This is a genomic window from Streptomyces sp. NPDC002817 (assembly GCF_053592055.1).
Genome location: NZ_JBSFUY010000002.1, coordinates 355,120 through 381,886, shown reverse-complemented (window position 1 = coordinate 381,886; position 26,767 = coordinate 355,120). Strand labels below are relative to the sequence as shown.

25 protein-coding genes, 1 tRNA gene and 1 pseudogene are annotated in these 26,767 nt (G+C 70.3%); 18 read left to right on the top strand and 9 right to left on the bottom strand.

The window, feature by feature from the left end; all coding sequences use genetic code 11:
- Window positions 1-35: 35 nt before the first annotated feature.
- Entirely contained in the window at window positions 36-677 is a 642-nt protein-coding gene (locus tag ACWD3I_RS04755) for a TetR/AcrR family transcriptional regulator (RefSeq protein WP_365394171.1), read from the bottom strand.
- A 257-nt stretch (window positions 678-934) separates the two neighbouring features.
- Here ACWD3I_RS04755 and ACWD3I_RS04750 point away from each other — a divergent pair, with 257 nt between their 5' ends.
- The 3 genes from ACWD3I_RS04750 to ACWD3I_RS04740 all read left to right on the top strand — a co-directional run bounded on the left by ACWD3I_RS04750 (window position 935) and on the right by ACWD3I_RS04740 (window position 4,132).
- The gene (locus ACWD3I_RS04750; protein WP_365394172.1) at window positions 935-2,215 is read left to right on the top strand and encodes a M6 family metalloprotease domain-containing protein; all 1,281 of its coding nucleotides are present in this window, start codon (window positions 935-937) and stop codon (window positions 2,213-2,215) included.
- Window positions 2,216-2,270: 55 nt separating this feature from the next.
- Entirely contained in the window at window positions 2,271-3,944 is a 1,674-nt protein-coding gene (locus ACWD3I_RS04745) for an IclR family transcriptional regulator domain-containing protein (protein WP_365394173.1), read from the top strand.
- Window positions 3,945-4,056: 112 nt separating this feature from the next.
- Window positions 4,057-4,132, top strand: a tRNA-Arg gene (locus tag ACWD3I_RS04740).
- 4 nt (window positions 4,133-4,136) lie between these two features.
- Here ACWD3I_RS04740 and ACWD3I_RS04735 read toward each other — a convergent pair.
- The 3 genes from ACWD3I_RS04735 to chvE form a co-directional block, all read right to left on the bottom strand.
- Window positions 4,137-5,387: a PP2C family protein-serine/threonine phosphatase gene (locus tag ACWD3I_RS04735; RefSeq protein ID WP_365394174.1), complete on the bottom strand. Its 1,251-nt coding sequence runs from the start codon at window positions 5,385-5,387 to the stop codon at window positions 4,137-4,139.
- A 99-nt stretch (window positions 5,388-5,486) separates the two neighbouring features.
- Entirely contained in the window at window positions 5,487-6,248 is a 762-nt protein-coding gene (locus tag ACWD3I_RS04730) for an IclR family transcriptional regulator (RefSeq protein WP_266891081.1), read from the bottom strand.
- 215 nt (window positions 6,249-6,463) lie between these two features.
- Entirely contained in the window at window positions 6,464-7,561 is a 1,098-nt protein-coding gene (chvE, locus tag ACWD3I_RS04725; RefSeq protein WP_365394175.1) for a multiple monosaccharide ABC transporter substrate-binding protein, read from the bottom strand.
- 331 nt (window positions 7,562-7,892) lie between these two features.
- Here chvE and ACWD3I_RS04720 point away from each other — a divergent pair, with 331 nt between their 5' ends.
- The 7 genes from ACWD3I_RS04720 (at window position 7,893) to ACWD3I_RS04690 (ending at window position 12,030) form a co-directional block, all read left to right on the top strand.
- Window positions 7,893-8,114, top strand: a complete 222-nt coding sequence (locus ACWD3I_RS04720) for a hypothetical protein (RefSeq protein WP_266891077.1) — start codon at window positions 7,893-7,895, stop codon at window positions 8,112-8,114.
- 455 nt (window positions 8,115-8,569) lie between these two features.
- Entirely contained in the window at window positions 8,570-9,250 is a 681-nt protein-coding gene (locus tag ACWD3I_RS04715; RefSeq protein ID WP_365394176.1) for a glycoside hydrolase family 11 protein, read from the top strand.
- Window positions 9,250-9,924, top strand: coding sequence for a polysaccharide deacetylase family protein (locus ACWD3I_RS04710; protein ID WP_365394177.1), 675 nt, complete (start codon window positions 9,250-9,252; stop codon window positions 9,922-9,924). The genes ACWD3I_RS04715 and ACWD3I_RS04710 overlap by 1 nt, the downstream gene beginning before the upstream one ends.
- Before the next feature lie 119 nt (window positions 9,925-10,043).
- Window positions 10,044-10,808, top strand: a complete 765-nt coding sequence (locus tag ACWD3I_RS04705; protein WP_365394178.1) for a hypothetical protein — start codon at window positions 10,044-10,046, stop codon at window positions 10,806-10,808.
- Between the two features lie 126 nt (window positions 10,809-10,934).
- Window positions 10,935-11,159: a cold-shock protein gene (locus tag ACWD3I_RS04700; RefSeq protein WP_365394179.1), complete on the top strand. Its 225-nt coding sequence runs from the start codon at window positions 10,935-10,937 to the stop codon at window positions 11,157-11,159.
- A 156-nt stretch (window positions 11,160-11,315) separates the two neighbouring features.
- Window positions 11,316-11,780, top strand: a complete 465-nt coding sequence (locus ACWD3I_RS04695) for a hypothetical protein (protein WP_365394180.1) — start codon at window positions 11,316-11,318, stop codon at window positions 11,778-11,780.
- Between the two features lie 7 nt (window positions 11,781-11,787).
- Window positions 11,788-12,030: a hypothetical protein gene (locus ACWD3I_RS04690; RefSeq protein WP_365394181.1), complete on the top strand. Its 243-nt coding sequence runs from the start codon at window positions 11,788-11,790 to the stop codon at window positions 12,028-12,030.
- A gap of 52 nt (window positions 12,031-12,082) precedes the next feature.
- Here the strand turns inward: ACWD3I_RS04690 and ACWD3I_RS04685 are convergent, their stop codons facing one another.
- Together ACWD3I_RS04685 and ACWD3I_RS04680 are read right to left on the bottom strand one after the other, a co-directional pair.
- On the bottom strand, window positions 12,083-13,321 hold the full coding sequence (locus ACWD3I_RS04685) for a DegT/DnrJ/EryC1/StrS family aminotransferase (protein WP_365394182.1): 1,239 nt from the start codon (window positions 13,319-13,321) through the stop codon (window positions 12,083-12,085).
- A 111-nt stretch (window positions 13,322-13,432) separates the two neighbouring features.
- Window positions 13,433-14,542 (bottom strand): GNAT family N-acetyltransferase, encoded by a 1,110-nt coding sequence (locus tag ACWD3I_RS04680; protein WP_365394183.1) that lies wholly within the window; start codon window positions 14,540-14,542, stop codon window positions 13,433-13,435.
- Window positions 14,543-14,728: 186 nt separating this feature from the next.
- On the opposite strand from ACWD3I_RS04680, the gene ACWD3I_RS04675 reads away from it, so the two are divergent.
- The 4 genes and pseudogenes from ACWD3I_RS04675 to ACWD3I_RS04660 all read left to right on the top strand — a co-directional run bounded on the left by ACWD3I_RS04675 (window position 14,729) and on the right by ACWD3I_RS04660 (window position 17,214).
- Window positions 14,729-15,730 (top strand): toll/interleukin-1 receptor domain-containing protein, encoded by a 1,002-nt coding sequence (locus ACWD3I_RS04675; RefSeq protein ID WP_365394184.1) that lies wholly within the window; start codon window positions 14,729-14,731, stop codon window positions 15,728-15,730.
- A gap of 1 nt (window position 15,731) precedes the next feature.
- Window positions 15,732-16,160, top strand: coding sequence for a hypothetical protein (locus tag ACWD3I_RS04670; RefSeq protein ID WP_365394185.1), 429 nt, complete (start codon window positions 15,732-15,734; stop codon window positions 16,158-16,160).
- Window positions 16,157-16,936: pseudogene (locus tag ACWD3I_RS04665) on the top strand (tetratricopeptide repeat protein); the annotation flags it as partial. The gene ACWD3I_RS04670 and the pseudogene ACWD3I_RS04665, both read left to right, overlap by 4 nt.
- A 38-nt stretch (window positions 16,937-16,974) precedes the next feature.
- Window positions 16,975-17,214, top strand: coding sequence for a DUF397 domain-containing protein (locus tag ACWD3I_RS04660; RefSeq protein WP_451084036.1), 240 nt, complete (start codon window positions 16,975-16,977; stop codon window positions 17,212-17,214).
- Here ACWD3I_RS04660 and ACWD3I_RS04655 read toward each other — a convergent pair.
- Window positions 17,107-18,345, bottom strand: a complete 1,239-nt coding sequence (locus ACWD3I_RS04655) for an MFS transporter (protein ID WP_365394186.1) — start codon at window positions 18,343-18,345, stop codon at window positions 17,107-17,109. The genes ACWD3I_RS04660 and ACWD3I_RS04655 overlap by 108 nt on opposite strands.
- 71 nt (window positions 18,346-18,416) lie before the next feature.
- Between ACWD3I_RS04655 and ACWD3I_RS04650 the strand changes: the two genes are divergently transcribed.
- The 3 genes from ACWD3I_RS04650 (at window position 18,417) to ACWD3I_RS04640 (ending at window position 20,839) form a co-directional block, all read left to right on the top strand.
- Window positions 18,417-19,400, top strand: a complete 984-nt coding sequence (locus ACWD3I_RS04650; RefSeq protein WP_365394187.1) for a helix-turn-helix domain-containing protein — start codon at window positions 18,417-18,419, stop codon at window positions 19,398-19,400.
- A gap of 9 nt (window positions 19,401-19,409) precedes the next feature.
- A complete protein-coding gene (locus tag ACWD3I_RS04645) occupies window positions 19,410-19,916 on the top strand; it encodes a glutathione peroxidase (protein WP_365394188.1) in 507 nt (168 codons plus the stop codon).
- A 74-nt stretch (window positions 19,917-19,990) separates the two neighbouring features.
- Window positions 19,991-20,839 (top strand): MerR family transcriptional regulator, encoded by an 849-nt coding sequence (locus ACWD3I_RS04640; protein ID WP_365394189.1) that lies wholly within the window; start codon window positions 19,991-19,993, stop codon window positions 20,837-20,839.
- A gap of 7 nt (window positions 20,840-20,846) precedes the next feature.
- Here the strand turns inward: ACWD3I_RS04640 and ACWD3I_RS04635 are convergent, their stop codons facing one another.
- Together ACWD3I_RS04635 and ACWD3I_RS04630 are read right to left on the bottom strand one after the other, a co-directional pair.
- Window positions 20,847-22,706 carry an MFS transporter gene (locus ACWD3I_RS04635; RefSeq protein ID WP_365394190.1) on the bottom strand — a complete coding sequence of 620 codons (1,860 nt, stop codon included), beginning with the start codon at window positions 22,704-22,706 and terminating at the stop codon, window positions 20,847-20,849.
- A gap of 205 nt (window positions 22,707-22,911) precedes the next feature.
- Complete coding sequence (locus ACWD3I_RS04630; protein WP_365394191.1) at window positions 22,912-25,776, bottom strand: serine hydrolase; 2,865 nt, start codon at window positions 25,774-25,776, stop codon at window positions 22,912-22,914.
- Between the two features lie 217 nt (window positions 25,777-25,993).
- On the opposite strand from ACWD3I_RS04630, the gene ACWD3I_RS04625 reads away from it, so the two are divergent.
- On the top strand, window positions 25,994-26,749 hold the full coding sequence (locus ACWD3I_RS04625) for a GOLPH3/VPS74 family protein (RefSeq protein WP_365394192.1): 756 nt from the start codon (window positions 25,994-25,996) through the stop codon (window positions 26,747-26,749).
- The last annotated feature ends 18 nt before the right edge of the window (window positions 26,750-26,767 follow it).

Sequence of the window (26,767 nt, the reverse complement as noted above, 5' to 3'; positions counted from 1 at the left end):
TCTTCTTGACTGCTGTGAAGCTCTGAACTGATCGGTCAGGCCTGGCGCAGGTCCTCCATGGTCATGGCCGTGCCCGGCAGGACGGATCGGGCCGGGGCCCGCAGTCCGTCGAGGAACAGCTGCAGATGGCGGTGGACGAAGCGGTCGGCACTGTGGCAGGCGGCACCGGACGGGGGCCGGCTGAGCTGGGCCACGACGATCATGAGGTCGCCGGACTCCACGTCGGTGCGGAGCTGTCCGGCCGCCTTGGCGCGGTCCATGAGCTCCACGATCAGCTCCTCGCACCGCAGTCGCGCGGCCTCCAGGTCCGGGTGGTTCTGGTCGAAGGTGCTCTGGACCATCGGGCACAGCGCGCTGACCCGCTCGTCGGCGGAGGTGTGCACGAAGCGCTCCAGAGCCTCGAAGGCGTCCCCGGTCTCGGCGAGCGCGAGCTCGGCCGCCTCCGTCGTCCGGTCCATGACGGTGCAGACGACCTCGCGGACGAGTGCGTCGCGGTCGGGGAAGTTGCGGTACACCGTGGCGTTTCCGACGCCGGCGCGGCGGGCGATCTCGTCGAGCGGCACATCGGGGCCGAACTCGGTGAACATCTCCTGGGCGGCGGTGACGATGCGCTCCCGGTTGCGCAGGGCGTCGGCACGGGGCCGGGTCACCTTCTTCTGCACAGTGGTCGCGGTCACGGTGTGCTCCTCGGGCAGGTGGTGGGCGATCCGGGGAAGCTCTCCCCGTTTCACGCGGACACAGGTCTAAACGGGGAGACGCTCCCCGGTTATTTCAGGTTGAGGGAGAGATTTCATGTGACCTGAGTCACAAGCCCCGATCCAAGAAACCCACGTTCGGTCTCCTCCAGCGCGCGCCCCCGCATCCCTTCGACACAGGGTGATCGAAAGGGTGCAGCCCGTGGACCTGCGGCTGCCGTGGACGGAGAGGGCCGTGCATGCAGCAGACCAGCCGTCGGATACGTCCGCGCCGCCTGGCCGCCCTCGTGTCCGTGACCGCGCTGACGCTCGGGGTGTGCACCTCGGCCGGCACCGGACACCTCAGGGCGCTGCCCACGCCGGCGGGGGCCGGACCGGTCGCGCTGGCCCGCAGCTCCGCCCACGGCCCCTGCATGATCCGCGGCGGCACCGCGGTCCAGATGTCGGAGGGCGTCCCCACCCCCGGCGGCTACTCCCGCTCCACCGGCACCGTCCGCGCCCTCACCCTGATGATCGACTTCTCGGACGCGCCGGGCCGGGGCAGGGCTCTGGACCGCTTCGACGAGTTCGTCCCGCAGACCCAGGACTGGTTCCGCACCAGTTCCTACGGCCGTCTCGACTACCGCGCCGAGACACCGATCCCCGGGTGGCTGCGCATGCCGAAGTCCTTCGCGTCGTACGGCATAGAGCGTGGCGCCCCCTTCGACCCCGGCTACCGGGACCTGGTCCAGGACATCGTGGCCGCCGCCGACCCGAAGGTGGACTTCCGGTCGTACGACTTCCTGAACGTGCTGGTCACCCCAAACGCCGGCCCCTCCGCGCTGGACACGGTCCTGTCGGTGACCTTCGCCGGCAACCCCGACGCCCCGGTCGCCGACGGCGTCCCGGTCGCCAACGCGTCCTTCGTCTACTCCCGCCAGGACGACGGCTCCGGCTCCTACGCGCAGACCGGCTACCGCGTCCTGCCCCACGAGAACGGCCATGTCTTCGGCCTGCCCGACCTCTACACGGCGAACGGCGGCGGCTCGGTCGGCCACTGGGACATCATGAGCGAGGACTGGGGCGCCAACAACGACCTCCTCGGCTGGCACAAGTGGAAGCTGGGATGGCTGGACACGTCCCAGGTCAGCTGTGTGACGACGCCGGGCACCACCGAGTACACGCTGACCCCGCTGGCCCGCGAGGGCGGCTCCAAGCTGCTCTTCGTCCCGGTCAGCGGCCGCACCGGGTACGCCGTCGAGCTGCGCACCCGCGAGGGCAACGACGAGGCCGTGTGCCGGCCCGGCCTGCTGATCTACAAGGTCAACGCGGACGTGGACACCGGCATGGGACCGGTGACGGTCTACGACTCCGAGCGCGACAGCGGCGGCTGCACCCGCAGCCCGAACGTCCACGCGGAACTCTCCGACGCCCCCTTCACGCCCGGCGAGGACTTCGAGGACCGCAGGAAGGGCATCCGGATCACGGTGGCGGGGGCGGATCCGGCCGGGGACTACCGGGTGCGGGTGACGCGGCGGTAAGGACGGGCAGGTCGGGATTACGGTAGGCGTCCTGCGACCGCCGTACGGAGAGCCGATGCCCGCGAAGACGACCATGGACGTTGTGACCGGCTCCGCCGCCGTGCCCGCGGAGGCGGTCACGCCGCTGATCCGCGGTGTCGCCGTGCTGCGGGAGCTCACCGAGGCGGGCGGCACGCTGAGCCCGAGCGCGCTGGAACGCGCCACGGGCCTCGCCCGCTCCACGGTCGACCGCATCACCTCGACGCTGGCACGCATGGGATACGTCCGCCTGGACGGCCGTGACGTGCTCCTGGCCCCCCGTCTGATGGAACTCGGCAACGCCTATCTGGCCGCCCTGCGCCTGCCGGCGTCCCTGTCCTCGCGGGCGGACGCGCTCGCCGACGAGCTGGACGAGTCCGTGTCGCTGGCGGTCGCCGACCGCGACGGCGTCCGCTTCATCCACCAGGCCACCCGTCGCCGCGCGATGTCCCTCAGCTTCCGCATCGGCGACCTGCTCCCGGCCGAACGCACCGCGCCCGGCGCCCTGTTCGCGGCGGAGTGGGACGAGCCGGAGTGGCAGGTCTGGCGCGCCCGCCGGGCGGCGGACCCGCGGGACCAGGGCTTCCCGGCCGTACCCCCGCGTGAACACGGCGACCCGGAAGGGGAGTTCGAGCGACGGGCGCTCGACACGGAGTCCACGGGCTGGGCCCTGGACGACCAGTTGATCGAACCGGGTCTGGTGGCGGTCTCGGTCCCCGTACGCGACCCCCGTACCGGACGGATCGCGTGCGCGGCGAGCGTCGTGAGCCACACCAGCCGGCACACCGCGGCGGACCTGCGCGACACCCTGCTGCCGCGGCTGCGGGCGGCGGTGGCGGACATGGAGCGGGAGCTGCGGGAGACGGAGCCCTCCGTGACCGGGACCCCGTCGGGGCTGGCGACCTGGACCGGCGCGTCCAAGCAGGAACTCGGCAGGGAGTTCATCGAGTCCCTGGCCCGCGGTCTGACGGTCCTGACCGCCTTCGGCGAGGGCCGGGCCTCCCTGACCCTGACGGAGGTGGCGAAGGCGACGGGCCTGGCGCGGGCGACGGCACGCAGGGCGCTGATCACCTACGAGCACCTGGGCCTGGTGACGGCGACCCCGCACCGCACGTTCACGCTGACGCCGCGCGTGCTGTCGCTCGGCTTCCCGCCGCTGTCCCGCACGTCCTTGCCGGAGATCGCGACACCCCATCTGGCGGGGCTGACCTCCCGCATCCACGAGTCGGCGTCGCTGGCGGTGCTGACACCTCCCGGCGAGGAGATCCAGTACACGGCGAGGGTGGCGACGAACCGCGTGATGAGCGTGAACCTCACGGTCGGCACACGGCTCCCGGCCTACGCGACCTCCATGGGCCGCGTACTCCTCGCCGGCCTCCCCGCGGCGCAGCGCACACTCGGCGACCTGCGCCCGCTGACGTCCCGCACCCTGACGGACCCCAGGGCCCTCGCGCAGGTCCTCACCGACGTACGGACCCAGGGCTACGCCCTCGTCGACGAGGAACTGGAGGAGGGCCTGCGCTCGATCGCTGTTCCCGTGCGGGACCGTACCGGCCGGGTGGTCGCGGCTCTGAACACGGCGATGCACACGACCCGGCGTACGCCCGCGGAGTGCGTGAGCGACCTGCTGCCCGAACTGCGGGCGACGGCGACGGCCATCGAGCGGGACTTCCACACGGCGGGCAGGTTCACGCGCGTGCCGACGGCGTGAGGTCCCGTACGGCCGAGTCGTCGAGCACTCCGGCCCTCCCCTGACCCGCTGATCGCCGCCCCGCCACCCGCTACACTGGCCGCGGTGCCACGGGCCTACCGGCCCGCACCATGCCTTCGTAGCTCAGGGGATAGAGCACGGCTCTCCTAAAGCCGGTGTCGCAGGTTCGAATCCTGCCGAGGGCACCACGCTTTATCCGGCCTCGGACTTCTCGTCCGGGGCCGTCTGCGTGAGCGGACGAATCGGCAGGACCCGAGCCTCTCGGCAGCCCGACTTCCGTCGCCCGCGCCCGCGGCAGAGAACTGTCGCTTCGGAAACGGCAGGTTTGCGGAGCAGGAGCAGCGCCGCGTCGTCGTGCAGTCGGCCGCCCACATGCGCCAGCAGTTCGTCATGGAGCGCGGTGAGGGTGCCGGCCGGGTCGGCGGACAGGTGGCGGGCCAGCCCTTCGGCGAGCGGGTAGAACTCACGGCCGTGGTTGCGGGCCTCGGTGACCCCATCGGTGTAGAGCAACAGTTGATCCCCGTCTGCGAAGGGCAGCACCTGGAGGCTGGGGGTCTCGTCCGTGAGGGCGCGCAGCCCGAGGGGCGGGGCCGGATGGGCGGGCTCCACCGCCACGACGGCGCCGGATTCACGCACCAGCAGCGGAGGCGCGTGTCCACAGTTGACCAGCTCCAGGTGGCCTTCCTGCGGGTATCCGGCGACCACGGCGGTGACGAAGTCGTCGCAACCGAGGTTGCGCGCCAGGCTCCGCTCGATCCTGTCGACGACGGCGAGGAGATCGGGCTCGTCATAGGCGGCCTCACGGAAGACACCGAGTACGAGTGCGGCGGTCCCCACCGCCGGCAGCCCCTTGCCGCGCACATCGCCGACGATCAGCCTGACCCCGTACGGGGTGGGCACCAGCGCGTAGAGGTCCCCGCCGATACGGGCCTCCGCCGCCGCGGCGCTGTAGCGGACGGCCACCTGGAACGGGCCGACGGTCGCCGGTACGGGCTTGAGGAGCGCATGCTGGGCGGCCTCCGCGACGGAGCGGACGGCCGCGAGCACCCGTTCACGACGCCCGCGCAGCGCGCTGGCGAGGCCACTTGCCAGCGTGACGGCCGCCAGGGCGGACAGTACGGCCGTCAGTTCTTGTCCCGGGACGCCGTCCCGGGTTCCGAGCGTCGCGCCCAGCACCGCGGCGAGAAGGCCGACACAGAGGACTCCGCGCGGCCCGCTGGTGGTGGCGGCCAGCGCGGGCCCGGCAGCGAGCAGCGGCAGCCAGATCGTCCCTGCTCCGCACGCGACATCGATGAGCACGACGACGGAGACGATCAGCACGGGCAGTACGGGTGTACCGGCGGCCAGCCGTACGGCGGCACGTTTCCGGGCCGCCGACCCGGCACCGGCCGCTCGGTTCCTGAACGGCCGTATCGGCCGGTGGTCGCCTCGGGCGTGACTCATGCTTCGTCCGTAGTCCTCACCTGCGCGCGGGGCGCACTCCCGAAATGTCTCTTTCATCCAGGAAAGAGGGTCGGTCCGGGCGCCACAAGGAGAGGATTTTCAGATAGTGAGCGAGAGGCCCCTGGTCACGCGACTCGCGGTCGGGATCAGCCGCTCCAGAATCTCCTCGAGTCGGGAGAGCCGGTCCGCCCGCAGTGAGACGCCGAGCGAGCCGAGTGTGTCCCCGCTGTAGACGGGCACGGCGACACAGACCGTACCGAGGGCGTACTCCTCCAGGTCCGTGACGGCCGGGGCCACGGGTGAGGAGTCGAGTCGCCGGAGCAGCTCCGGAGGGCTGGTGATGGTCCGTGGTGTGAGGTCGGCGAGGTGGTGCCGGGAGAGGTAGTCCTTGCGGGCCTCGTCGTCCAGTTCTCGCAGCACGGACTTGCCCAGCGCGGTCGCGTGTCCCGCGTCCTCGAATCCCACCCAGAGGTCGACACGGGGCGCCTGAGGGCCGTCGACGATCTCGGCGACCCGGATCTCGCCCTCCTCGTAGAAGGTGAGGTAGGCGGCGGTCGCGAGTTCGTCCCGCAGAGCGGCGAGCGTGGGACGGACACGGCTGAGCAGCGCCTGCCCGCGGCCCGTGGTGTGCAGCGTCTGCAGTTTGTCGCCCAGGACGAATCCGCCGTCGTCCAGCTTCCGTACGTATCCGTCGTGGACCAGCGTCCGCAGCAGGTGATAGGCCGTGGCCAGAGGCAGTCCCGTCTCACGCGCCAGCTGCTTCGCCGGCGCGCCGTTCTCGTGCGCGCTCACCGCCTCCAGCAGCCGGAGGGCCCGCCGCACGGAAGTGATGAGCGTAGGGCCACCGTCGTGAGCACCCATACGACCAGCGTGCGCCGAGCACACGACGCAGGCAAGGCGCGCGCGCCTTCGCGACTCGGGGACGTCCGCGGCCACGAGCCGCATCAAGAATCCTGCCAGGCGCTTCCGACCTGCGTGGACAGCAGCCGGCAGGAACGAACACCGCTGCCGGGGGCACCAACCGGAAGGCCCCGGACCGATCATGGTCCGGGGCCGTTCACGTCGAGGTCGCGCCGCTATTTGAGCTCGTCGGCGGTGAAGTACTCGTCCGAGATCAGCACGTCGTAGTTGGACTTGTCGACGCTCGTCGGCTGCAGGAGGACGGCGGGGACGGGCTTGACGCCGTTCTTGTAGGTCACGGAGTTGTCGATCGAGACCACGCGGTCGTTGAGTATCTCGTCGACCATGTTCGCGGCGGCGTCGGCGAGCCGGCGGACGTCCTTGTAGACGGTCTGCGACTGTCCGCCCGCGATGATCGACTTCACCGAGGCCAGTTCGGCGTCCTGGCCGGTGACGACGGGGAGGGGCTTGGCGCCGGTGCCGTAGCCGTCCAGGGTCAGCGCGGCCAGGACACCCCTGGAGATGCCGTCGTAGGGCGACAGGACCGCGTCGACCGTCCTGGCGCCGTAGGACCCGTTGAGGATGTCGGTCATGCGCTTCTGCGCGGTGGGCCCGTCCCAGCGCAGGGTGGTGATCTTTTCGAGCGCGGTCTGGCCGGACGGCACGATCAACTGCTTGTTGTCCAGGAACGGCTGCAGGAGCGCCATCGAACCGTCGAAGAAGTACTTGGTGTTGTTGTCGTCGGGCGAACCGGCGAACAGCTCGATGTTGAACGGGCCCTCGCCGTCCTCCAGACCGAGCTTCTCGATGATGAAGTGGGCCTGCATCCGGCCGACCATCTCGTTGTCGAAGGAGACGTAGTAGTCGACGTCCTTGGTGCCGAGGATGAGCCGGTCGTAGGCGATCACCGGTATCTCCGCGGCGGCCGCCTTCTTCAGCACGCCGTTCAGCGACGTGTTGTCGATGGCCGCGATGACCAGTGCGTCGACACCCTGCTGGATCAGTTTCTCGATCTGGGAGACCTGGGCCTTCGGGTCGTCGTCGCCGTAGACCAGCTTGGACTTGTACTCCATGGCCTTCAGGCCCGCGACGAGGGTCCTGCCGTCGGTGAGCCAGCGCTCGGAGGCGCGGGTCGGCATGGCGATGCCGACGGTACCGCCCTGGGAACCGCCCCCGGAAGTGCCGCTGGAGCTGCCTTCGCCCTCCTTGCCGCAGGCGGACAAGGGGAAGGCGAGTAAAGCGGCTCCGGCAAGGACGGCTCTTCGATTGAGCATCGTGATTGTTCCTTGTTCTTCTCGTCGTTGAGGAGATGGCGGCACTTCGCGTCCTGGGACTGTCAAGGGCGAGTGATCAGCCGGCGGACCTCACTCAAGCCGTTCGAAATGTCGTCGCATGATCGGAATATTGGCGAGGACAGTAAGGGGAGGTGCACGAGGTGTCAACGGTGTGAACAGGAACGGTTACAGAAAGGTGCGAACAGAGGGGATTGTGAGGGGTTCGGGAGCCGTGGTGGCGACCGGGTCGTTCACAGGAGTCACCAAAGCGTCGTCACTCCGATATGGACGACTGCCCCGCGCGAGGTCGCGCGGGCGCATACTAGGCACAATGACAAAGCCATCTGCACCGAAGCGTCACTTGCCCACCAGCCCCTTCAAGGCCCCGGTGGCGCCACCGCCCAAGGAGTTCGCGGTGGGCGACCAGGTCACACACGACATGTACGGCCTCGGCCGCGTGATCGGCATCGAGGACGGAATCGCGGCGTTCGTCGATTTCGGCTCCGTGCGACAGCGGATCCTGAGCCCGTACACCAAGATGAGCAAGCTGTAGGACCACGGTGCCCGGTCAGGGCACCGTGGCTCTCTTCATGGCTCCGCACCGAACGGAACATCTCTCATCGACGTGAATTCGCTGTTCTCCGCCCCGGAAGGGACGCCCAGCTCCGCCGCCGCGGCATCGCCGCCCCCGGCGAACAACCCCTTCCAAGCCCCGGACTTCGGGGACGACGAGACCTTCCCGATCGAGGACGCACAGACCTCCTCTTGATCGGAAAATCTCCGAAACATTCGTAAAGTCGAAGCCCTGCCTTGATCTTGCCCAGGCAGGCACTGTCGATCAGTCTCGGCGCGACCCCTCAAACAGGGGCACTGAGCAGGCAAGACAGTCACGCCAGCCTTCCTCTCCTCGCTCGAACGTTTCGAAACAATTACCGAAACTATTGACAGTTGTCAGGGTCACTCCAAAGCTGTCGATGTCCGAGCTACTCGCCGAGAGGAAGCAGGCACATGAACGACGCACCCGCACCCATGAGCCGCAGGACATTCGTCAGCGGTGTCGGCACCACCGCGCTGGCTGTCGCGGCCGGAGTGGCGCTGCCCGGGACCGCTCACGCGGACACGGTGATCACCACCAACCAGACCGGCACGAACAACGGGTACTACTACTCGTTCTGGACCGACGCACCGGGGACCGTCTCCATGACGCTGAGCTCCGGTGGGAACTACCGCACCTCATGGAGCAACACCGGAAACTTCGTCGCGGGAAAGGGATGGAGCAACGGCAGTCGCAGGACCGTCAGCTACTCGGGGTCCTTCAACCCGTCCGGCAACGCCTACCTGTGCCTCTACGGCTGGACGTCGAACCCGCTCGTCGAGTACTACATCGTCGACAACTGGGGGACGTACCGGCCGACGGGGACGTACAAGGGCAGCGTCACCAGTGACGGTGGGACGTACGACACCTACCAGACCACCCGGTACAACGCCCCGTCCGTCGAAGGCACCCGCACCTTCAACCAGTACTGGAGTGTCCGGCAGTCCAGGCGGACGGGTGGCTCCATCACCACCGGGAACCACTTCGACGCGTGGGCCCGCGCGGGGATGACCCTCGGCAGCTTCCGCTACTACATGATCATGGCGACCGAGGGCTACCGGAGCAGCGGCAACTCCAACATCACGATGGCCTGATGAGGACCCGGGCGCACCTACCGTTACTGGCCGCCGCCGCTCTGGCCGCCGCAGGCACCCTCACCGTCCCCACCGCCGCCACCGCTCAGACCGCCGCCTGCACCGGATACGTCGGACTCACCTTCGACGACGGCCCGGGCAGTGGCACCACCGCCCTGCTCAACTCCCTGACGCAGAACGGCCTCAGGGCCACCATGTTCAACCAGGGCCAGTACGCCGCCGCCTCCCCGGCTCTGGTCAGGGCCCAGGTCAGCGCGGGCATGTGGGTCGGCAACCACAGCTACACGCACCCGCATCTGACCCAGCAGAGCCAGGCCACGATCGACTCGGAGATCTCCCGCACCCAGCAGGCGATCGCGAACGCGGGCGGTGGCACACCGAGGCTGTTCCGGCCGCCGTACGGCGAGACCAACGCGACGGTGAAGGCCGTAGCGGCCAGATACGGGCTGACCGAGATCATCTGGAACGTCGACTCGCAGGACTGGAACAACGCCAGTACCGACGCGATCGTCGCGGCGGCCGGCCGGCTCACCAACGGGCAGGTCATCCTCATGCACGACTGGCCCGCCAACACCCGCGCGGCGATCCCGCGCATCGCCCAGACCCTGGCCGCCAAGGGGCTGTGCTCGGGGATGATCTCCCCCTCGACCGGCCGCGCCGTGGCCCCGGGCTAGCAGCCGACCGGGCGACAACCGACCGCCGTACGCGGAATGTCGTATCCTCACCGCACCTGCCGTGCCCGTGACCTGGGGGGTTCCAGGGTCCGCGGCCGGCTCGAAGCAAATGGGGATCCATGCGTGCAGCAGTCATGGGCGTCGCTCTCGGCGGCGCCCTCCTCCTTGCCGGCTCCGCGCTCACCGCGCCGGTCGCGTACGCGGCCGAGACAGGAGTGGTGATCGAGAAGGTGTCGGTGAACGGTGGCAAGTCCATCGTCTTCGGCACGTCCCGTACGGAGTCGTTCACGATCGCGGTGACCGTCTCCGACGACTCCGGCATCAGCAAGGACCTCGCGTTCCTGCAGATCGACCGCGAGAAGGGGGACGACTACTGGTCGTTCCACGGCGAGCCCACGTGCACCGCCACCAGCTCCACGACGTCGAACTGCAAGCTCAACGTCAAGCTGGAGAAGGACATCGACCTGCCCCGCAACACCCTCGCGGGACCCTGGGACGTGTACGTCCAGTTCCAGGCCAAGGACGGTGACTACTACGGGGGCGTCTACCAGACCCACCCCGTGAAGCGGCGTTCCACGCTCGGCGTCGACGCCTCGCCCGAGCCCGTCACCAAGGGCAAGACGATCACGGTCACGGGCAAGCTGGCCCGCGCCAACTGGGACAAGTACGTGTACGCCGGCTACACCTCGCAGCCGGTCAAGCTGCAGTTCCGCCCGAAGAACAGTGCCACGTACACCACGGTCAAGACCGTGACGAGCGACAGCACCGGCAAGCTGAGGACGACCGTCAAGGCCGCCCAGGACGGCTACTGGCGCTGGAGCTTCAGCGGCACGACCACGACCGCCGCGGTCAAGGCCACCGGCGACTTCGTCGACGTGCGCTGACCGTATCCCGCACGGCCGAGGGCCGGTTCACAGGTCAAGGCCTGCGAACCGGCCCTCCGCGCGAGGGGTGGCCGTACGGCGATAATCGATGTCCCGAGCCGCAGCTCCGCTCGTAGAGTTCCCCTCATGGTCATGGCGACGGTCCGCGAGTGGCGCGACGAAGAAGGCTGGGGTGTCCTCGACAGCCCCGAGACCCCCGGCGGCTGCTTCGGCCACTACGCCGACATCCAACGACCCGGCTTCCGCAGCCTCACCCCCGGCCAGCAGGTCGAACTCGTCTGGGAGGCCCCGGGCTTCAAGCAGGACGGCTACGACTACCGCGCCGTGAGCATCGTGGTACGGCCCGCCTGACACACCGACCGCAGGACCCGATACTGAACGTTTCTGCAGGTCACCCCACCACTCCCTTGATCACCGGTGAAGGTGAATCACCCGCAAGTACTGCAACTGGTTCGGCCATGCGGCGGTTGTCCCTGGTACTTGTCGGAACGCCAGGAGGGGACCGCCTTGGTCACGCCGTACTTGACCCGCCTCATCACCGCTCTCGCCGCTGCAGGCGGCCTCGTCCTCAGTGGCTCAACGAGTGCACACGCCACGGCGATCGGATCAACTCCCGTGCATTCCTTTGAGTACAGCGTGGGAGGCGCGACGATGAAGGTTCCGACGGGATGCATGTTCACGCACGTCATCCGCGGAAGCGGCAAGAAGATCACGTACCAGAACGCAGGCGTCGACTGTGCCTTCGTCGCGGCGCTCAGCAGCGGTTTCTGCAACTGGCGCATCGACTTCACCTACTCCGACACGAACAATCGCACCTACCGCACGTCCCGCGGCAGGACGCACAGCGAATGCAAGATCGACCCGATGCGGAACAACTCTCCGCAGAGGCTGCCTCGTTATGGAAAGGCGTGCGCGCACCTTTACGTCAGTGGTGTGCGGCGGGTGAGTCAGTGCCATCACATCACGAAGTGAGCCGGTCATGATCGAGCACCAGGGGCAGCAGGCGAACCATGTGGACGAGACGCGGCGGCGCAGAGTCGGAATCGTCGGGTTCATCGTGGGGCTTGTGGCCGGGCTGGCCTTCTTCGCGTTCTTTCCCGGGCTGCCGCACGTGATCGACTGGGGCGCCATTCTCGTGTCCCTGGCAGTGGGGCTTCTTGTGCGGTGGGGCTGCCAGTCCTGGATGACGAGGGCGGCAGCCAGGCGTGCTGACGGCGGCTGAGAGGCCGTGGTCGCCGGCGGCCCGGGCCGATCGCGGCCCGGGCCCCGTCCGCTCACTGGCCCAGTGGTGCCGGTGGTGTGGTGTCCGGGACGGTCCTCGGGGGTGCCGGGGTCGGTGGGTGGGCTGTTTTTGTGCGTTCCCTGGTCAGGGCTTTTGTGATCTTGCGGGCCAGTAGGGGGTCTGCCGGGAGGACGTGGGAGGCGAACCAGCGGGCCGCGGTGGGGTCGGGGGACGGGTCGGTGAACTCTGGTCCCGCGTAGTCGTCCAGGGGTGGGTCGTAGATGTAGCCGGAGACGATTCCGTGGGTGACCAGCCGTTCCACGAGGGCGTCGCGGTCCTCGACCAGCAGGGGGACCCGGAACAGGGGCAGGGGGCCGTTGCGGGCCGCCCGGTCGTGCAGGGCCGGGGAGGCCCAGGGGGTGCCTGACAGCAGGGTGACGCCCTCTCTGCGGCGGGAGAGGTTCTCGTCCAGCAGGTTCATGCGCAGGTTCAGGCCCGCCCGCACCAATCGTCCGTGGCGGGCACGGTAGTCGTGCAGGTCCACGCGGATCCAGGGGTCGTACGGCAGCAGGCTCGGGGCATCGTGGGCGCAGAGCGACAGCCTCGGTGCGTGCAGGGCCATGCGGAAGTCGTCGCGTTCCAGGAGGCCCAGGCGTTGCATGGTGCGCCAGGTGGGGCGTACGAGATGCAGCGCGCGGACCGTCGAACGCGCCAGCGGACGCAGGGCCGTCGACAGGTCCGCCGTCAGCCTCGCCGGTGTCAGCAGGTCGTCCCGCAGAAGCTCCAGCTCCCTGCGCGCACGCGCGTCCTCGACCGCAAGGAAGCCACCCGCCATCCCCGCCACGTGCTTGGAGAGGCTGAAGGCGGCCGCCTTGCCGAACGTACCGATCGGCTGCCCGTCCACGTGCGTGCCGATCGCGTGCGCCGCGTCCTCGATCAGCGGAATCCCCAACTGCTCGCAGCGGTCGCGCAGTTCGACGATCCGGTCCGGCATCCCGTACAGGCTCGTGGTCAGCACCGCGTCCACGCCGCGCCAGGTGGACTCCGGTACGGCCGCCGGGTCGATGTTGCCGTCCCACGGCGACACCGGGGCCTGGACCGGGCGCAGGCCGGCCGCGAGGACGACGAAGAGGATCACGTCGTCGTTCACCGGGGACATCAGGATCCGGCCCCCCGGGCGGCACCAGCGCCGCAGGGCCAGGTAGAGGGCCAGTCGCGCCGAGGGCGTGTAGACGCATTCCCGTCCGAGCCGCCGTGTCATCGTCGCGGCGAGCCGCGATCCGTACGGCATCGTCACCTCTTCCCGCAAGGAGTCATGAAGGGGTCGGAGTCCCGCGAGAGGGATCTCCGAAGGGGCACCCGGGAGCGCCGTACGCTCTCGAATGCCGGCCGGACGAACGGCTCAGCGCGTCTTCGCGCGCAGCCCGCCGACCGTCTTCAGCAGACGGTCCGCCGGCTCCCGCAACCGCGGATGCGCCAGAACCGTGTTCCGCAGGCCCCGGACCGGTCTGCGCCACAGACGATGGGTCGCGGAGACCGGGTGGGGCCGGTACGCGAAGCCCTCACCGACGCGCAGTTCACGGGTCTTGAGCCAGTCCTTGTACTCCTTGTCGCCGCGCCCCAGATCCATCACCCGTACGCCCTGCCGGCCCGCCGCCTCCGCCATGCGCAGATGCATGATCAACCCGGGCGAGTAGTAACGGAGTTCGGGGTCGTACGCCGTGAACCAGGCCGCGAACACGGTGCGCGAGGCGGGGCCGAAGTGGGCCGCGACCGGGCGGTCACCGGCGTAGACGACCGACAGGACGCCGGTGAAGTGCTCCTCGCGCACCTGGAAGAAGTGATCGGTGAGACCGACGATCCAGGGGCGGGCGAAGCGGTCCATACGGCCCGTACGGCGGTACTGGGCGGACTTCCACCGCATCAGCTGCCGCAGCATCCCCGGGTCCCGCTCGTCGAAGACGAACCGCATCTCACCGAGGTCGCGGGACAGCCGGCGCTCCTTCTTCAGGACCGTCTTGGCCAGGCCCGGATAGGAGCCGCGCAGCCACTCCGGATACGTACCCTCTGCGGTCTTCAGATCGACGACCGGGGAGGCGAACGTCCCGGTGACGTACCGGCCGAGAGGTTTCTGCTCGTCGACCAGATGGTCGAACTCGAAGACCGAGAGACCGCAGGCCCGCAGCAGCTCTCCCGTGTCCCAGGTGACTCCGGGGCGGTGGACCAGCGCCTGGCAGTCCGAGAGGCCGAGACCGATGGCCCGGCCGACACCGAAGGCGTTGCGTTCGTACGGGAAGAAGCCGACGGGCTCCCCGTGCTCGTGCAGGACCGCCACCCGGGCCCCGCCGCGGTACTTTCCGACCCCGGCCGCGAACTCCGGTGCCAGGAAAGGGTTTCCGAAGTCGGGCGACTCGTCCGTCACCCGGTGCCAGGCCTCGCGGAGCTCTCCGCCCAGCTCCTCGGGTCTGTGGATCGTTATCCGGTTTCTCATGGAGTTGCTCATGGATCGCATGGGCGACCGCTCCCCCCAGTTCCCCCCAATGACGCGCCTACCGCGTCCTGCCACGCGCACAGTGTGCGGTGAGGCTCAAACGTCGCGAAACAGTACGCAGACTGTCAAGAGTGCCTGTCGTAACGGAACCGTACGGAGTGGGAGGTTCCGTTCCCTCCGCGTTTCAGCGACCCCTACATTGATCTCATGGCCGCGCCCGTACCCGATGTCGCCGATGACCTCGTCCGTGTGCTCATCTCGTACTCGCACGACGGCGACGCACACCGCAAGGCGGTCCTCAACCTCGCGAACCGGCTCCGCCACGCCGGCATCGACGCCTGGATCGACCAGTTCGAGGAGCACGAGCCGCCCGAGTCCTGGCCGGACTGGATGCGGCGGGAGCTCACCAAGGCCGACTTCGTGCTGGTGGTGGTCACCGAGGTCTATCTGGAGCGGTTCAACCGGGACTCACCGCAGGGCGTCGGATCCGGGGTCAGGTGGGAGGGCGCGCTGATCACCGCCGGGCTGTATCACGGGCGGCAGGACAAGGCGCGGTACCTGCCGGTCGTGCTGCGGGAGGAGGACCGGCCGCTGATCCCCGTGCCACTGAACCTGACGACGTCGTACGTCGTCGGCGAGACCGGCGACGGGGACCTTGCTCCGCTGCTCCGGGTCCTGCGAGGAAGCCCCGGGGCCGTTCCCGTGACGCTCGGCTCCTTGCCGGAGGCCGCGGCCCGGGACTGGCAGGTCGACCTGTATCTGGGGAACGTGCGGGAGGTCTGGAAGCGGCTCGACCACGATCTCCGTCTCGCACTCGCACAGGACTGGATCACCGCCAACTCCGGTCATCCCGAGGTCCGGGGGCACGACCGGGACGAACTGGCGAACGCCCTGGCGGAGGAGCGACCGCGGCACGCACTGTCCGAGCTGCTGCTGGAGGGCAGGGTGGAGGTGCTGCGTGGGCACTACGCCGCCGTGAACCCGTCCTCATGGGGTCCCGCCGGGAATCCGCGGCGGATCGGCCTCGACCACGCGATCGTGGAGATGGCTTCCTCCGACGGCGGCTCGCCGTCGCCGGAGCGGTCGTTGTTGATGAGGAAGGTCGGTCGCGAATGGTTCGTGGCCAACTTCCGGGCGGCGTACGTGATTCCGGGGTGGCCGCCGCGGCAGGAGGAGATACCCGGAGCGGTGCGGAATGGGAGTACGTGAGATGGCGGACGCCGAGTTCGTGCAGGGGATGACGCCGTTCCTGCGGGAGTCGCTGGGGGCGTACGGCGATGGGGTGCTGACGGGTGGGGTCGCGGCCGGCGCCTCGGGTACGGCGGCGGCGGAGGTCGGGCGGGGGTTGCTGCGGGCGACCTACCGGCGAGTCGACGAGCGGGGGCGCGAGGGGCTGGTGGAGGCGGTTCAGGAGGCCGTGGCGGAGCCGGAGAACGAGGACGCGGTGGGGGAGCTTCGGCAGGCGATCCGGCGGGCGTTGCGGAAGCATCCTGAGCTGGAGGGGGAGTTGGCCGCGCTGCTGGCGGGCGCGGGTGGCGGTACGACGACCGTCATCGCGTCGGGAACGCGGTCGATCGCGGCGGGCGGGAACATCGGTGTCGCGATCACCGGTGACGGTCACGGTTCCTCGAAGCCATGAGCACGGAGGGCGTCGAGGCGTCCGGGGAACGGGCGATCGCGGCGGGTGATTCGATCGGGGTCGCGGTCAGCGGGGACAACGCGCGGGTCGTCGTGCTGCCCGCGGAGGCCGTGCACTGGGCTCGGACGGTTGTGGCGCCGGTTGGGGCGGGGTTTCTGCCGGGGTCGGCGTCCGGGGTGTTCGTGGGGCGGGAGAGTGAACTCCGGGAGCTTCGGGCCCTGTTGACCGGTGGTGGTTCGGCCGCGGTGACCCAGCCGGTCGCCGTGCGGGCGATCCACGGGCTGGGCGGAGTGGGGAAGAGCTCGCTGGCCCTGCACTACGCCCATGAGTACCGGGAGTCGTACTCCCTGGTCTGGTGGATCACCGCGGAGAGCGCCGAGTCGATCGTGTCGGGTCTGGCGGGGCTGGCCATGGCCTTGTGTCCGCAGCGGGCGGGAGCGGTGGGGTCGGACGAGCGGGCGGCCTGGGCGGTGCTGTGGCTTCAGGAACATGAGGGGTGGTTGCTGGTCTTCGACAACGTCGAGGATCCGGCGGTGCTGAAGCCGTATGTGGGGACGCTGCACCGGGGACATCATCTGGCGACCGGTCGCAAGGCGACGGGGTGGCATGTGGTGACGACTCGGACCATGGCTCTGGGGGTGCTGCCCTTGGAGGACGCGGTCGATCTGTTGACCCGGCTTGCGCTTCCCGAACGGTTTCCGACGAGTGAGGAGTGGGGCGCGGCCACGGAGTTGGCGCGGGACTTGGGGTGTCTGCCGCTGGCGTTGGAGCAGGCGGGGGCCTATGCGCATGAGACGGGGGCGGGGCTCGACGAATATCGCCGGTCACTGGGATTGGTGCTGGACGAGGCGAGTGGGGGGATCGATCCGGAGCGGACGATCGCGCGGATCTGGGATCGGACGATCGTGGCAGCGAGCAGGGCGGCGCGTGCCTCGAAGTCGCCACCTCACCCCACGCCATCTACATCCGCGACTCCAAGCACACCACCGGCCCCACCCTCAACGTCAGCCGCGACACCTGGACCGCGTTCCTCCCGCTGACCCGCCACCGCTAGCCCCAGCGTCACCGCCACCGACGACGCGGCCATCACCGTCATCCCCTTAGCAGGGGACGTCAGTTGGGCCACCGTGCCCGCCAGCGCCGCCGCCACGCCCTGCATGGTGAGCATCCCCGCGGACCGCAGCCCGAGCGCGTGCCCCGCCATGTCGTCCGGGGTGAGGGACATCAGGCGTTCCTGCTGGACCAGGCTCGCGGCGAAGCCGACGTTGGAGAGGCACACGGCCACGGCCGCGACAGCGACCGGTGGCTGGAACGCGAAGAGCAGGTACGGCGTCGCCAGCAGCAGGAGCAGCGGCGTGGCCAACCGGGGGCGCAGCGCGGGGCGTACGAAACGGCCCACCCACACGTCACCGGCGAACATGCCCAGCGCCCCGCTCGCGAACAGCGCGCCGGCCGCCTCCGGGGCGTAGGAGACGTAGAGGGAATCGCAGCCCACGACCAGGCCGTTGGGGATCCACAGGCCCAGGTAGGTGAGGCGGCGGGGGCGTGAGGACCACAGGACGGCGTTGTTGCGCCAGGTCGCCGTGACCGAGAGGCGACCCGAGGTGCGGGGCGGGCGAGCGGTCAGGCCCAGGCGGTAGCCCAGGGCCTCCGCCAGGTACAGCGCCGCCGCCAGGAGCAGACAGGTGCGCGGGGACAGGAGTGCCAGGAGCGCGCCGCCCATCGCGAAACCCAGGACCTGCATCAGGCCCGAGGCCATGTTGAACATCGAACGCCCCAGCACGAAACCGGACTTGGGGAGGATCTCGTTCAGCAGCCCGCCGGTCACCCCGCCGCCCAGCGACGCGATCAGGCCCTGTACCAGGACCACCGCGAAGACCGCCCAGACCGGCAGCCCGGGCACGGCCAGCACCGCCGTGAGGGCCGCGAAGGCGAGTCCCATTCCGGCCAGGGTCGCCCGCGGGGGCAGCCGGTCGGCGCCCGAGAGCAGGAAGGTCGCGCCCAGTACCTGTGCCAGCTGCGGGCCGAACATGCTCATCGCCGCCAGCAGCGGCGAGTCCGTGGCCCGGTAGACCAGCGTGGCGAGCGAGAGACCGCCGATCGTCAGGGCCGCGTTGAAGGCAGCGTAGGAGAGGAAGAAGGGGGTGAACTCCGGGGTGCGGAACAGGTCGCGGTAGCTGCGCATGGACGGGAGTCTCGGAGCGATCACCGGTCGGTCGTTAATCTTTCGCGCACACACGAAAGGTCGTACGACGCATGGGTTTGTGGCTGATCGACGCCGACACCCTCGCCCGCAGCCGCTTCCTGGTCTCCCCGTTCGCCGAGACCTTCGCGAGCCTGAAGCTCTTGCACGCGGGGGTCGGCGCCCACCCCGGCGAGGAGGCCTGGCTGCGCGCGCATCTGCCCGGCTACCGCGCGCTCCTCGCGGCCGACCCGGTGGCGGGGCCACTCGTCGACGCCGGGCTCAGGTCGTGGATCGCCGACTTCATCTGTCCCACGCCGTGCGCCGGGGAGACGTTCGAGGAGACCGTGGCCCGGGTGCGGGCGGCCGCCCCCGAAGCGGCCCGCGCCAACCTCCGGGTGTCCCTCGCCGGACCGCTCCCCGCGCTCCTGGAGCGGGACGACCTGCCCGAGCGGGCGACCGCGCTCCTCACCTACGTCTGGGAGGAGACCGTACGGCCGTACTGGGACCGTCGGCGGCGCGTCCTGGAGGCCGACGTGGTCGCACGGACCGCGCAGGTGAGCCAGGGCGGCTGGGCCGCTGTACTGGACTCGCTGCGGCCCTGGACCCGCTGGCTCGGCGGGAGCCGGTTCCAGGTCAACCTGCACGAGTATCCGCCGCGGGAGATCGCCTCCGGGGCGGAGCTGGCCTTCGTCCCGGTGACGACGGGACGGGGCTGGGTGTCGTGGGAGGGGCGGGAGCGGTACGCCGTGGTCTACCCGTGTTCCGGGGTGCTCGCCGAGGACCACGACCGGCGGCCCGTCCCGGCCGGGCTCGGGGCGCTCATCGGCACCGCGCGGGCCGGCACGCTGATGCTGCTCGGCTCCCCCATGAGCACGACCCAGCTGGTCGCCGTCACCGGGCAGAGTCTCGGCTCGGTCGGCCGGCATCTGCGGATCCTGCTGGACGCGGGGCTGGTGGAGCGGCGGCGGGCGGGACGGTCGGTGCTGTACGAGCGGACAGCGGCGGGGAGCGTGCTCGTGGAGGCCTCACGTCGGCCCGACACTTACCGGAGTTAGCATCCGCTTATGACGCTTTCTGACAGCACCTCCCCCCTCGCCGTCGACATCGACACCCTCCAGGGCGGCGCCGCCGACCTCTCCCAGTACGCGGGCCAGGCCGTTCTCGTCGTGAACGTGGCCTCCAAGTGCGGGCTGACCCCGCAGTACAACGGGCTCGAGAAGCTCCAGGAGCGGTACGCCGAGCGCGGCTTCACCGTCCTCGGCGTGCCCTGCAACCAGTTCCTCGGGCAGGAGCCCGGCAGCGCCGAGGAGATCGCGGAGTTCTGCTCGGCGACGTACGGCGTGACCTTCCCGCTGACCGAGAAGGTCGAGGTGAACGGCGAGGGCCGGCACGCGCTGTACGAGCGGCTCGTCGGGTTCGCGGACGCCGAGGGGCACACCGGGGACATCCGCTGGAATTTCGAGAAGTTCCTCATCGGCCGTGACGGCACGGTCGTCGGCCGTTTCTCGCCGCAGACCGAGCCGGAGTCGGACGACCTGGTCGCCGCCGTCGAGGCGCAGCTCGCCGGTTGACCTTGCCCCTGGGGCAGGGCCGAGCCTCCTCGTCACCGGGCGGAAGTCGCCGTCCGGTGACGGAGGATGAACCGGTGACCGACGAACTGCTCACCATCGGCGCCTTCGCCGCACGGGCCCGCCTCTCGGCCAAGGCCCTGCGGCTGTACGACCGGCTCGGCCTGCTGGCCCCGTCCCATGTGGACGAGGCCAGCGGCTACCGCTACTACCGCGCCGGCCAGGTCGAACGCGCCCGGCTCGTCGCGATGCTGCGGCAACTCGACATGCCGCTCGCCCGGATCGCCGAGGTGGTCGAGGCGGGCGGGGCCGCGGGCGCGGACGTGCTGGCCGCGTACTGGGCGGACGTCGAGGCGCGGGTGGCGGGGCAGCGGACGCTCGCCGAGTACCTCCGTGGACGACTGTCGGGGAGGAGCTCCGAGATGTACGGGAAGTTCGTGGTGGAGACGGTTCGGCTGCCGGAGCAGGTGGTGATCACCGAGAAGCGGCACACGCTGGCGGACGAACTGCCGGCGTGGATCGGCGCGTCGCTGGGGCGGCTGGAGGCGGCCTCGCGGGAGTGCGGGGGCGTGACGGCGGCGCCGTTCGTCGTCTACTACTCCGAGGTCTCCATGGAGAGCGACGGCCCCGCCGAGTCCTGTGTGCCGGTCGCCGACGAGGCCGCGGCGCGGGCGTGGGCGGCGGAGCACGGGCGGGGCCGGGAGACCCAGGTCCGCGTCGACCCGGCCCAGCGGTTCGCGTACACGCGTATCACCAAGGCCCAGGTGGCCCATCCGCAGATCCTGGCCGCGTTCGAGGCGGTGGAGGAGTGGATCACCTCGCAGGGCCTGGAACAGGCCGGACCCTGCCGGGAGATCTACTTCGCGGACTGGGACGCGGCGGGGCCGGACGACGCGGTGTGCGACGTGGCGTTCCCGGTCGAGTGAGCCACGCTCACTTCAGCTCGTCGGGGCACGGCGTCCCTCGCGGCAGCTGATACGGCGCCGCCAGCCGGTACGTCCCCGCCTTCGGCGCCAGCAGTTCGGTCCACTTGTCGCCGTGGACGTCCTCCTCCGTCTCCGTCAGACAGCCGTTGACGTTGTCGTACGACTTCGGCTCGCCGTCGGGCCGGTCCTTGGACGCCTCCGTCTCCTGGGGGCCCGTGAGGCTCTTGCCGTCGGCGTCGACGATGCTCAGCCACGGCGAGTAGGGGATGCGGATGAGGATCCGGCCCGGCTTCGTCACCTGGAGGGTCCACTCGCCCTGCTCGGCGCGCTCGACGATCGCGTCGGGCTCGGCGAGCGGGGCCGGGTCGGTGACCTTGAACAACTGCCAGTTGGCGTCGCCCCAGACCTGCTTGAGGTACGGCATCCCGCGCTGCACGAGCTCCCGCTCGCGCTCCCCGCCGTCCCCGTCGGGCGCGTCCTTCGGCAGCACCACGAAGTGCACGGCCCAGCGCCCGAGCCACTCGTGGTAGTTCGCCGAGTTCAGGGTGTCGTCGTAGAAGAGCGGGTTGCGCTCCATGTCGGCCTGGCGGTTCCAGCCGCGGGCCAGGTTGACGTACGGGGCGAGCGCGGAGGCCTCGCGGTGGGAGCGTGCGGGCACGACTTCGACGCGGCCCTTCTCCGCGCCGACCCCCTGGAGTTCGTTGACGAGCGGCGCGAGTTCGCGGGCCCAGGAGGCGGCCGGGGTGGTGTGGACGACGTCGTCGACGGACTTGAACCCGATCCAGCCGGTGAACACGGCGATGGACAGGACGATCGCGTACCACTTGCGGGAGCGCGGCACCGCGAACGGCAGCGCCGCCACCAGCACGACCCCCGCGAACAGCATCGGCAGCCGCGAGATGTTGGTCCCGATCTGCGAGCTGATCAGCCAGACGAGGACGACACCGAGGGCGTACACCCCGGCCGTCAGCCGGACCGTCTTCCACTCCTTGGGGACGAGCACGCAGACGAGGACGCCGTACGAGAACGGCAGGATCACCGAGCCGAACCCCATCGGCTGCGTACCCGAGAACGGGAAGAGCCAGGCCGACACCGCGACCACCGCGGTCGGCGCGAGCCCCAGCGCCCACGCGCCCGGCCGCCGCTTCTGCAGGAACAGCGCCGCGGCCACCAGCCCCACGAACAGTCCCGCCACCGGCGAGGCCATCGTCGCGAGCGCGGCCAGCGGGGCCGCGCAGAGGGCCTTCGCCCACCTCTTGTAGCGCCAGCGGTGCGGCCAGCAGAACACGACGGCGACCGCGCCGAGCGCGAACACCGTGCCCAGACCGAAGGTGACCCGCCCCGAGGCGGCGTTGCAGAGGAAGGCGACGAGCCCGGCGAGCGCCGCCCACAGCGGGTTCTGCACCGACCGGCTGCGGATGAGGATCATCGTGAGCAGCCCGGCGGAGATCGTCCCCGCGATCATCATCGTCGTACGGACACCGAGAACCGACATCAGATACGGCGACACCACGCTGTACGACACCGGGTGCATCCCGCCGTACCAGGCCAGGTTGTACGCCGAGTCCGGGTGGCGGCCGACGAACTCGGCCCAGGCGTCCTGTGCGGCCAGGTCGCCGCCGCTGTTGGCGAAGGTGAAGAACCAGACGATGTGCAGCACACCGGACAGCGCGGTGAGCGAGAGGGCCGGGTGTCTCAGCAGCCGCTCACGCAGAGCGAGAAAGGCGGTGTGCGCAGCCGACGGCTGCTCCTCCGCAGGACTGTTCTTGCGTTCCCCGCCGTCACGCGGCGCGGGCACACGTATTCGCGGGCCCGTTCCCGGGCCCGGATCGGCGTCGTCGGCGCGTGTCGGCTCGGCTGTGGCCACCTTCAGGCACTCCCCGTGTCCCGTCTTCTGTTCTCGGCCCCGTCCCGTTCCGGCCATGTTCACGGCTGCGTCTCCGGGAGCGGCGACCTGCCCCGATTCGTGACGCTAGCACGCACCCCGTCCACGGGCGCCCTGACGGGTACCCGGTCGACGGGGTGCATACAGGATCTTCGCTCCTCTTTTGCCGTACGAGCCGCTCTACGGGTCAGCCGATGCGCGTCAGCTTGTCCGTGAAGCCCGGTTCGACGAGGTCCTTCTGGAGCGCGACCGGCACCTTCACCGCACCCGCCGAGGCGTCACCCACGGTGAGCGTGCCGACCTTGGTGCCGGCCTTCGCGGTGTGCGGTACGTCGTCGGCGGCGAAGGTCAGCTCGACGGTGAGCCCGGACCAGCCGACGGCCGTGACGTCCTTGGTGGCGACGACCGGGGTCCTGCCGCCGAGGCCGTCGTCGACGTAGCCGACGACATCGCCCTTCTTGAGGATCGTCGCGGACTCCAGCGCGCCCTGCGCCGCCCGGATCAGCTGGTCGCCCGCGGTGAGGGCGGCGCTGAGGATGGTGTTGTCCACACCACCGGCGGGCTGGCGGACGACGGCGCCGACGATGGTGCGGGTCTCTCCGTTGAGCTCCTTCTTCGCCGCGAAGAGGAGGTTGCCGAGGGCGGAGGTGGTGGTGCCGGTCTTGATGCCGACGACGTTGTTCTTGCCGACGATCTGGTTCCAGTTGGAGTGGTTGACGCCCTTGTAGTCGTCGTACGACATCATCGCCGCGACCTCGCGGAACGCGGGCTCCTCCATCGCCTTCTTGCCCAGCTTCACCTGGTCCACGGCGGTGGAGACGGTGGTGTCGTTCAGACCCGAGGGGTCGGTGTACGTCGTGCTCGTCATCCCGAGGTCCTCGGCGGCGGCGTTCATCTTCTCGACGAACGCCTTCTCCGAGCCGGCGTCCCAGCGGGCGAGGAGCCTCGCCACATTGTTCGCGGATGCGATGAGAATGCTCTCCAACGCCTCGCGCTGGGAGATGGAGTCCCCGGCGGTCACGTTCACGGTCGATTCCTGACCGGCCTGGGACTGGTCCTCGGCGGTCTGGTCGATCTTGATCTTCGGGCCTGCGGCGCCGCTCTTGAGCGGGTGGTCGCGGAGGATGACGTACGCCGTCATGACCTTGGCGACACTGGCGATCGGAACGGGCTTCTGGTCACCGGAGGAGCCGAAGCTGCCGATGCCCTGGACGTCGAGGGCGGCCTGGCCGTCCGCGGGCCACGGGATGTCGACCTTGCTGCCGCCGAAGGAGTAGCTGTCCTCTGCGGTGAGTTCGAGGGTGGGGGTGGGCAGTGGGCGCATTGACTGTGCGACCGCAAAGACGACTGCGAGGAGCAGGACGAGGGGGGTCCAGATCTTGACCCGGCGGAAGGTGGTCCGCAGCGGTGTCTGCGGGGGCGGCGGGGTGTTCGTGAGCTCGGCCAACAGGTCCAGCGGGGGCTTGGGCGGGAGGGGCTGCTGGGTGGTGCGCTCGGGGCCGACCTGCGGGATGGCGGTGGTGACGTCGGGCTTGAGCGCGACGAACTTGCTGGGCAGCTTGAGCATGGTGGTGGGCTGGTCCACGCGGGGCCCGGCTTCGCCTTCGGCCTTCGCGTTGTTCCCACCCGCACCGGGTGCGGGCCTGTCGGCCTTCTCCCCGGGCTCACGGGTCGCCTGCGCGGACTCCTGACGGGCGTCCGCGGCGTCGCTCGGGTTCGCGGTGGCGCGGGGGTCGGTCGCAGCGGCGTCCGCCTTCGCGTCGCTCGCCGGGCGCTCACCGGCCTCGCCAGCCGAGTCCGTCGCATCCGGAGAATCCCCGGACCGCACCCATGCGGCCACCGCAGCCCGCAGCCTGGCGTCGCCACCGCCGGGGTCGCCCTCGGCGCCGGCAGGCGCCGTCTCCTCCGCGTCCCGCGAACCCTCGGCACTGTCGGCCGGCACGGCGTCCTGGACGTCCTCGGCCGCCGGTGCGTCCTCCGAGACCCCGGCACCGGGCTCCGCTGCTTCCGCGGCGCCTTCAGCCCCGGCAGACGCCGGCTCGGCGGTTGCCGCCGAAGCCTTCACGTCCCGCGAACCCTCGGCACCATCGGCCGGCACAGCGTCCTCGGCACCCTTCACGGGCCCGCCGTCGGTCGCCGCGGCGTCCTCCGGGCCCTCGGCAGCCTCCGAGGCTCCGGCACCGGCCGCCGCAGCCCCTGCGGCGGCCTCGGCCCCGGCAGGCGCCGTCTCGTCGGGCCCCGCCGGATCCTCCGCGTCCCGCGAACCCTCGGCACCGTCGGCCGGCACGGCGTCCTGGACGTCCTCGGCGGCCGCTGCGTCCTCCGCGCCCTTCACAGGCCCGTCGTCGGCCACCGCGGCGGCCTCCGCACGCTCCGAGACCCCGGCACGGGTGTCCGCGGCCTCTGCGGCGCCCTCGGCCCCGGCAGGCGCCGGCTCGACGGGCCCCGCCGAATCCTCCGCGTCCCGCGAACCCTCGGCACCGTCGGCCGGCACGGCGTCCTGGACGTCCTCGGCCGCCGGTGCGTCCTCCGCACCCTCGGCGGCCTCCGAGACCCCGGCACCGGCCGCCACAGCTCCTCCGGCGCCCTCGGCCGGCTCGGCGTCCTGGGCGTCTTGGACGTCCTCGGCGACCGCTGCGCCCTTCACGGGCCCGCCGTCGGCCGCCTCGGGCCCTCCGGCGCCCTCGGCACCGTCGGCCGGCACGGCGTCCTGGACGTCCTCGGCCGCAGACGGCTGCTCGTCGGCCTTCCCGGTGCCCTGGGGGCCCTCGGTCGCCGTGGCGGCCTCGTCGGGCGTGACCGGAGGCTCCTCGGCGCCGGTCGGCTTCGCCTCCTGCGCCGCGGACCGCGCCTTCGCCACGTCCCGGGCCGAGAAGACCCGCGTCGCCGTGTCCACGCCACCGCGGGCCGCGGGCGGCTCGGTGTCGCGGGCCACCGCCAGGCGCGGGTCGCGCACCTCACCCCGGGCTTCGGGAACCGGACTCGCGCTCCCCGACGTCGGTTCTGCCGACGACTCGCGCTGCTTCGACCTGTCGGGGGACTCGCCCGCCACCGATGCCTCCTAAACCGTGAACGCGTCTGAACAGCCTCGCCCTGACACCGCTCCCCCACGGTGTCCGAACCATGTACCAGTGTCCTGTGTGAGGGCTTGGCTCCTGCGGTAGACGAGAACGACATACCTACCGGTTCCACTACAAACAGGTCACGCACCCTCGACAGACCAATGTGAGAGGGGTCACCCTGTCTTTCATCCACGCGGGGAGGCATGGATGGGCAGGAGCCGCAGAACACTTCCGGAGGAGCTTCTGCTGCTGGCGCTGGACCCGGCCACGGGTACCACCGCACAGCCGCAGTCGCTCGACCTTGGTCTGGCCGGAGCACAGCTAGTGGAGCTGGCGCTGGCCGGACGGATAGCCCCAGACGGGGATCGTATCGCCGTGGTGTCCCCACGGCCGACTGGAGATCCGACACTCGACTGCGCGTTGGAGTTGCTGCGAAGGCGTGGCGCTCCGGTCCGGGCGGTCAACTGGATTGGCGGGCCGCGTCTCGGGCTACGCCAGACCTACCTCTCGCATCTGGAGCGGTGCGGCATGGTGCATGCCGTGGCGGGCCAGATGTGCGGAGTACTGCCGACGACTCGCTACCAGGCGAGTCAGACCGAGATCAGCCGGGAGATCAGAGCCCGACTGGACTCCGCGATCCGCACCGGCGTACCGCCGGACCCGCGGACCGCGGCGCTCGCCGCCCTGGCGCACGCGGTCGGCCTCGGCAAGCACCTGTATCCGGGCAACGAGGGACGCTCCTCTCGCTCCCGGCTGCGGGACCTGATCAGGCACGACCCCATGGGCGGTCTCGTCGCGCACGCCGTGATGGACGTCCAGAACGGTGTGGCGGCACAGCCACGCCGCAGCCCGGCCCCGACCGGCCGTCCGGCCGGACCAGGTGTCAGGCAGGCACCGGAACCCGCCCGCGGTGTTCCGGTGCAACCGCGCCGCGGTTCCATGGCGCGTGTCGTGGCCCACTGAGCCGCAGTCCCACGACAC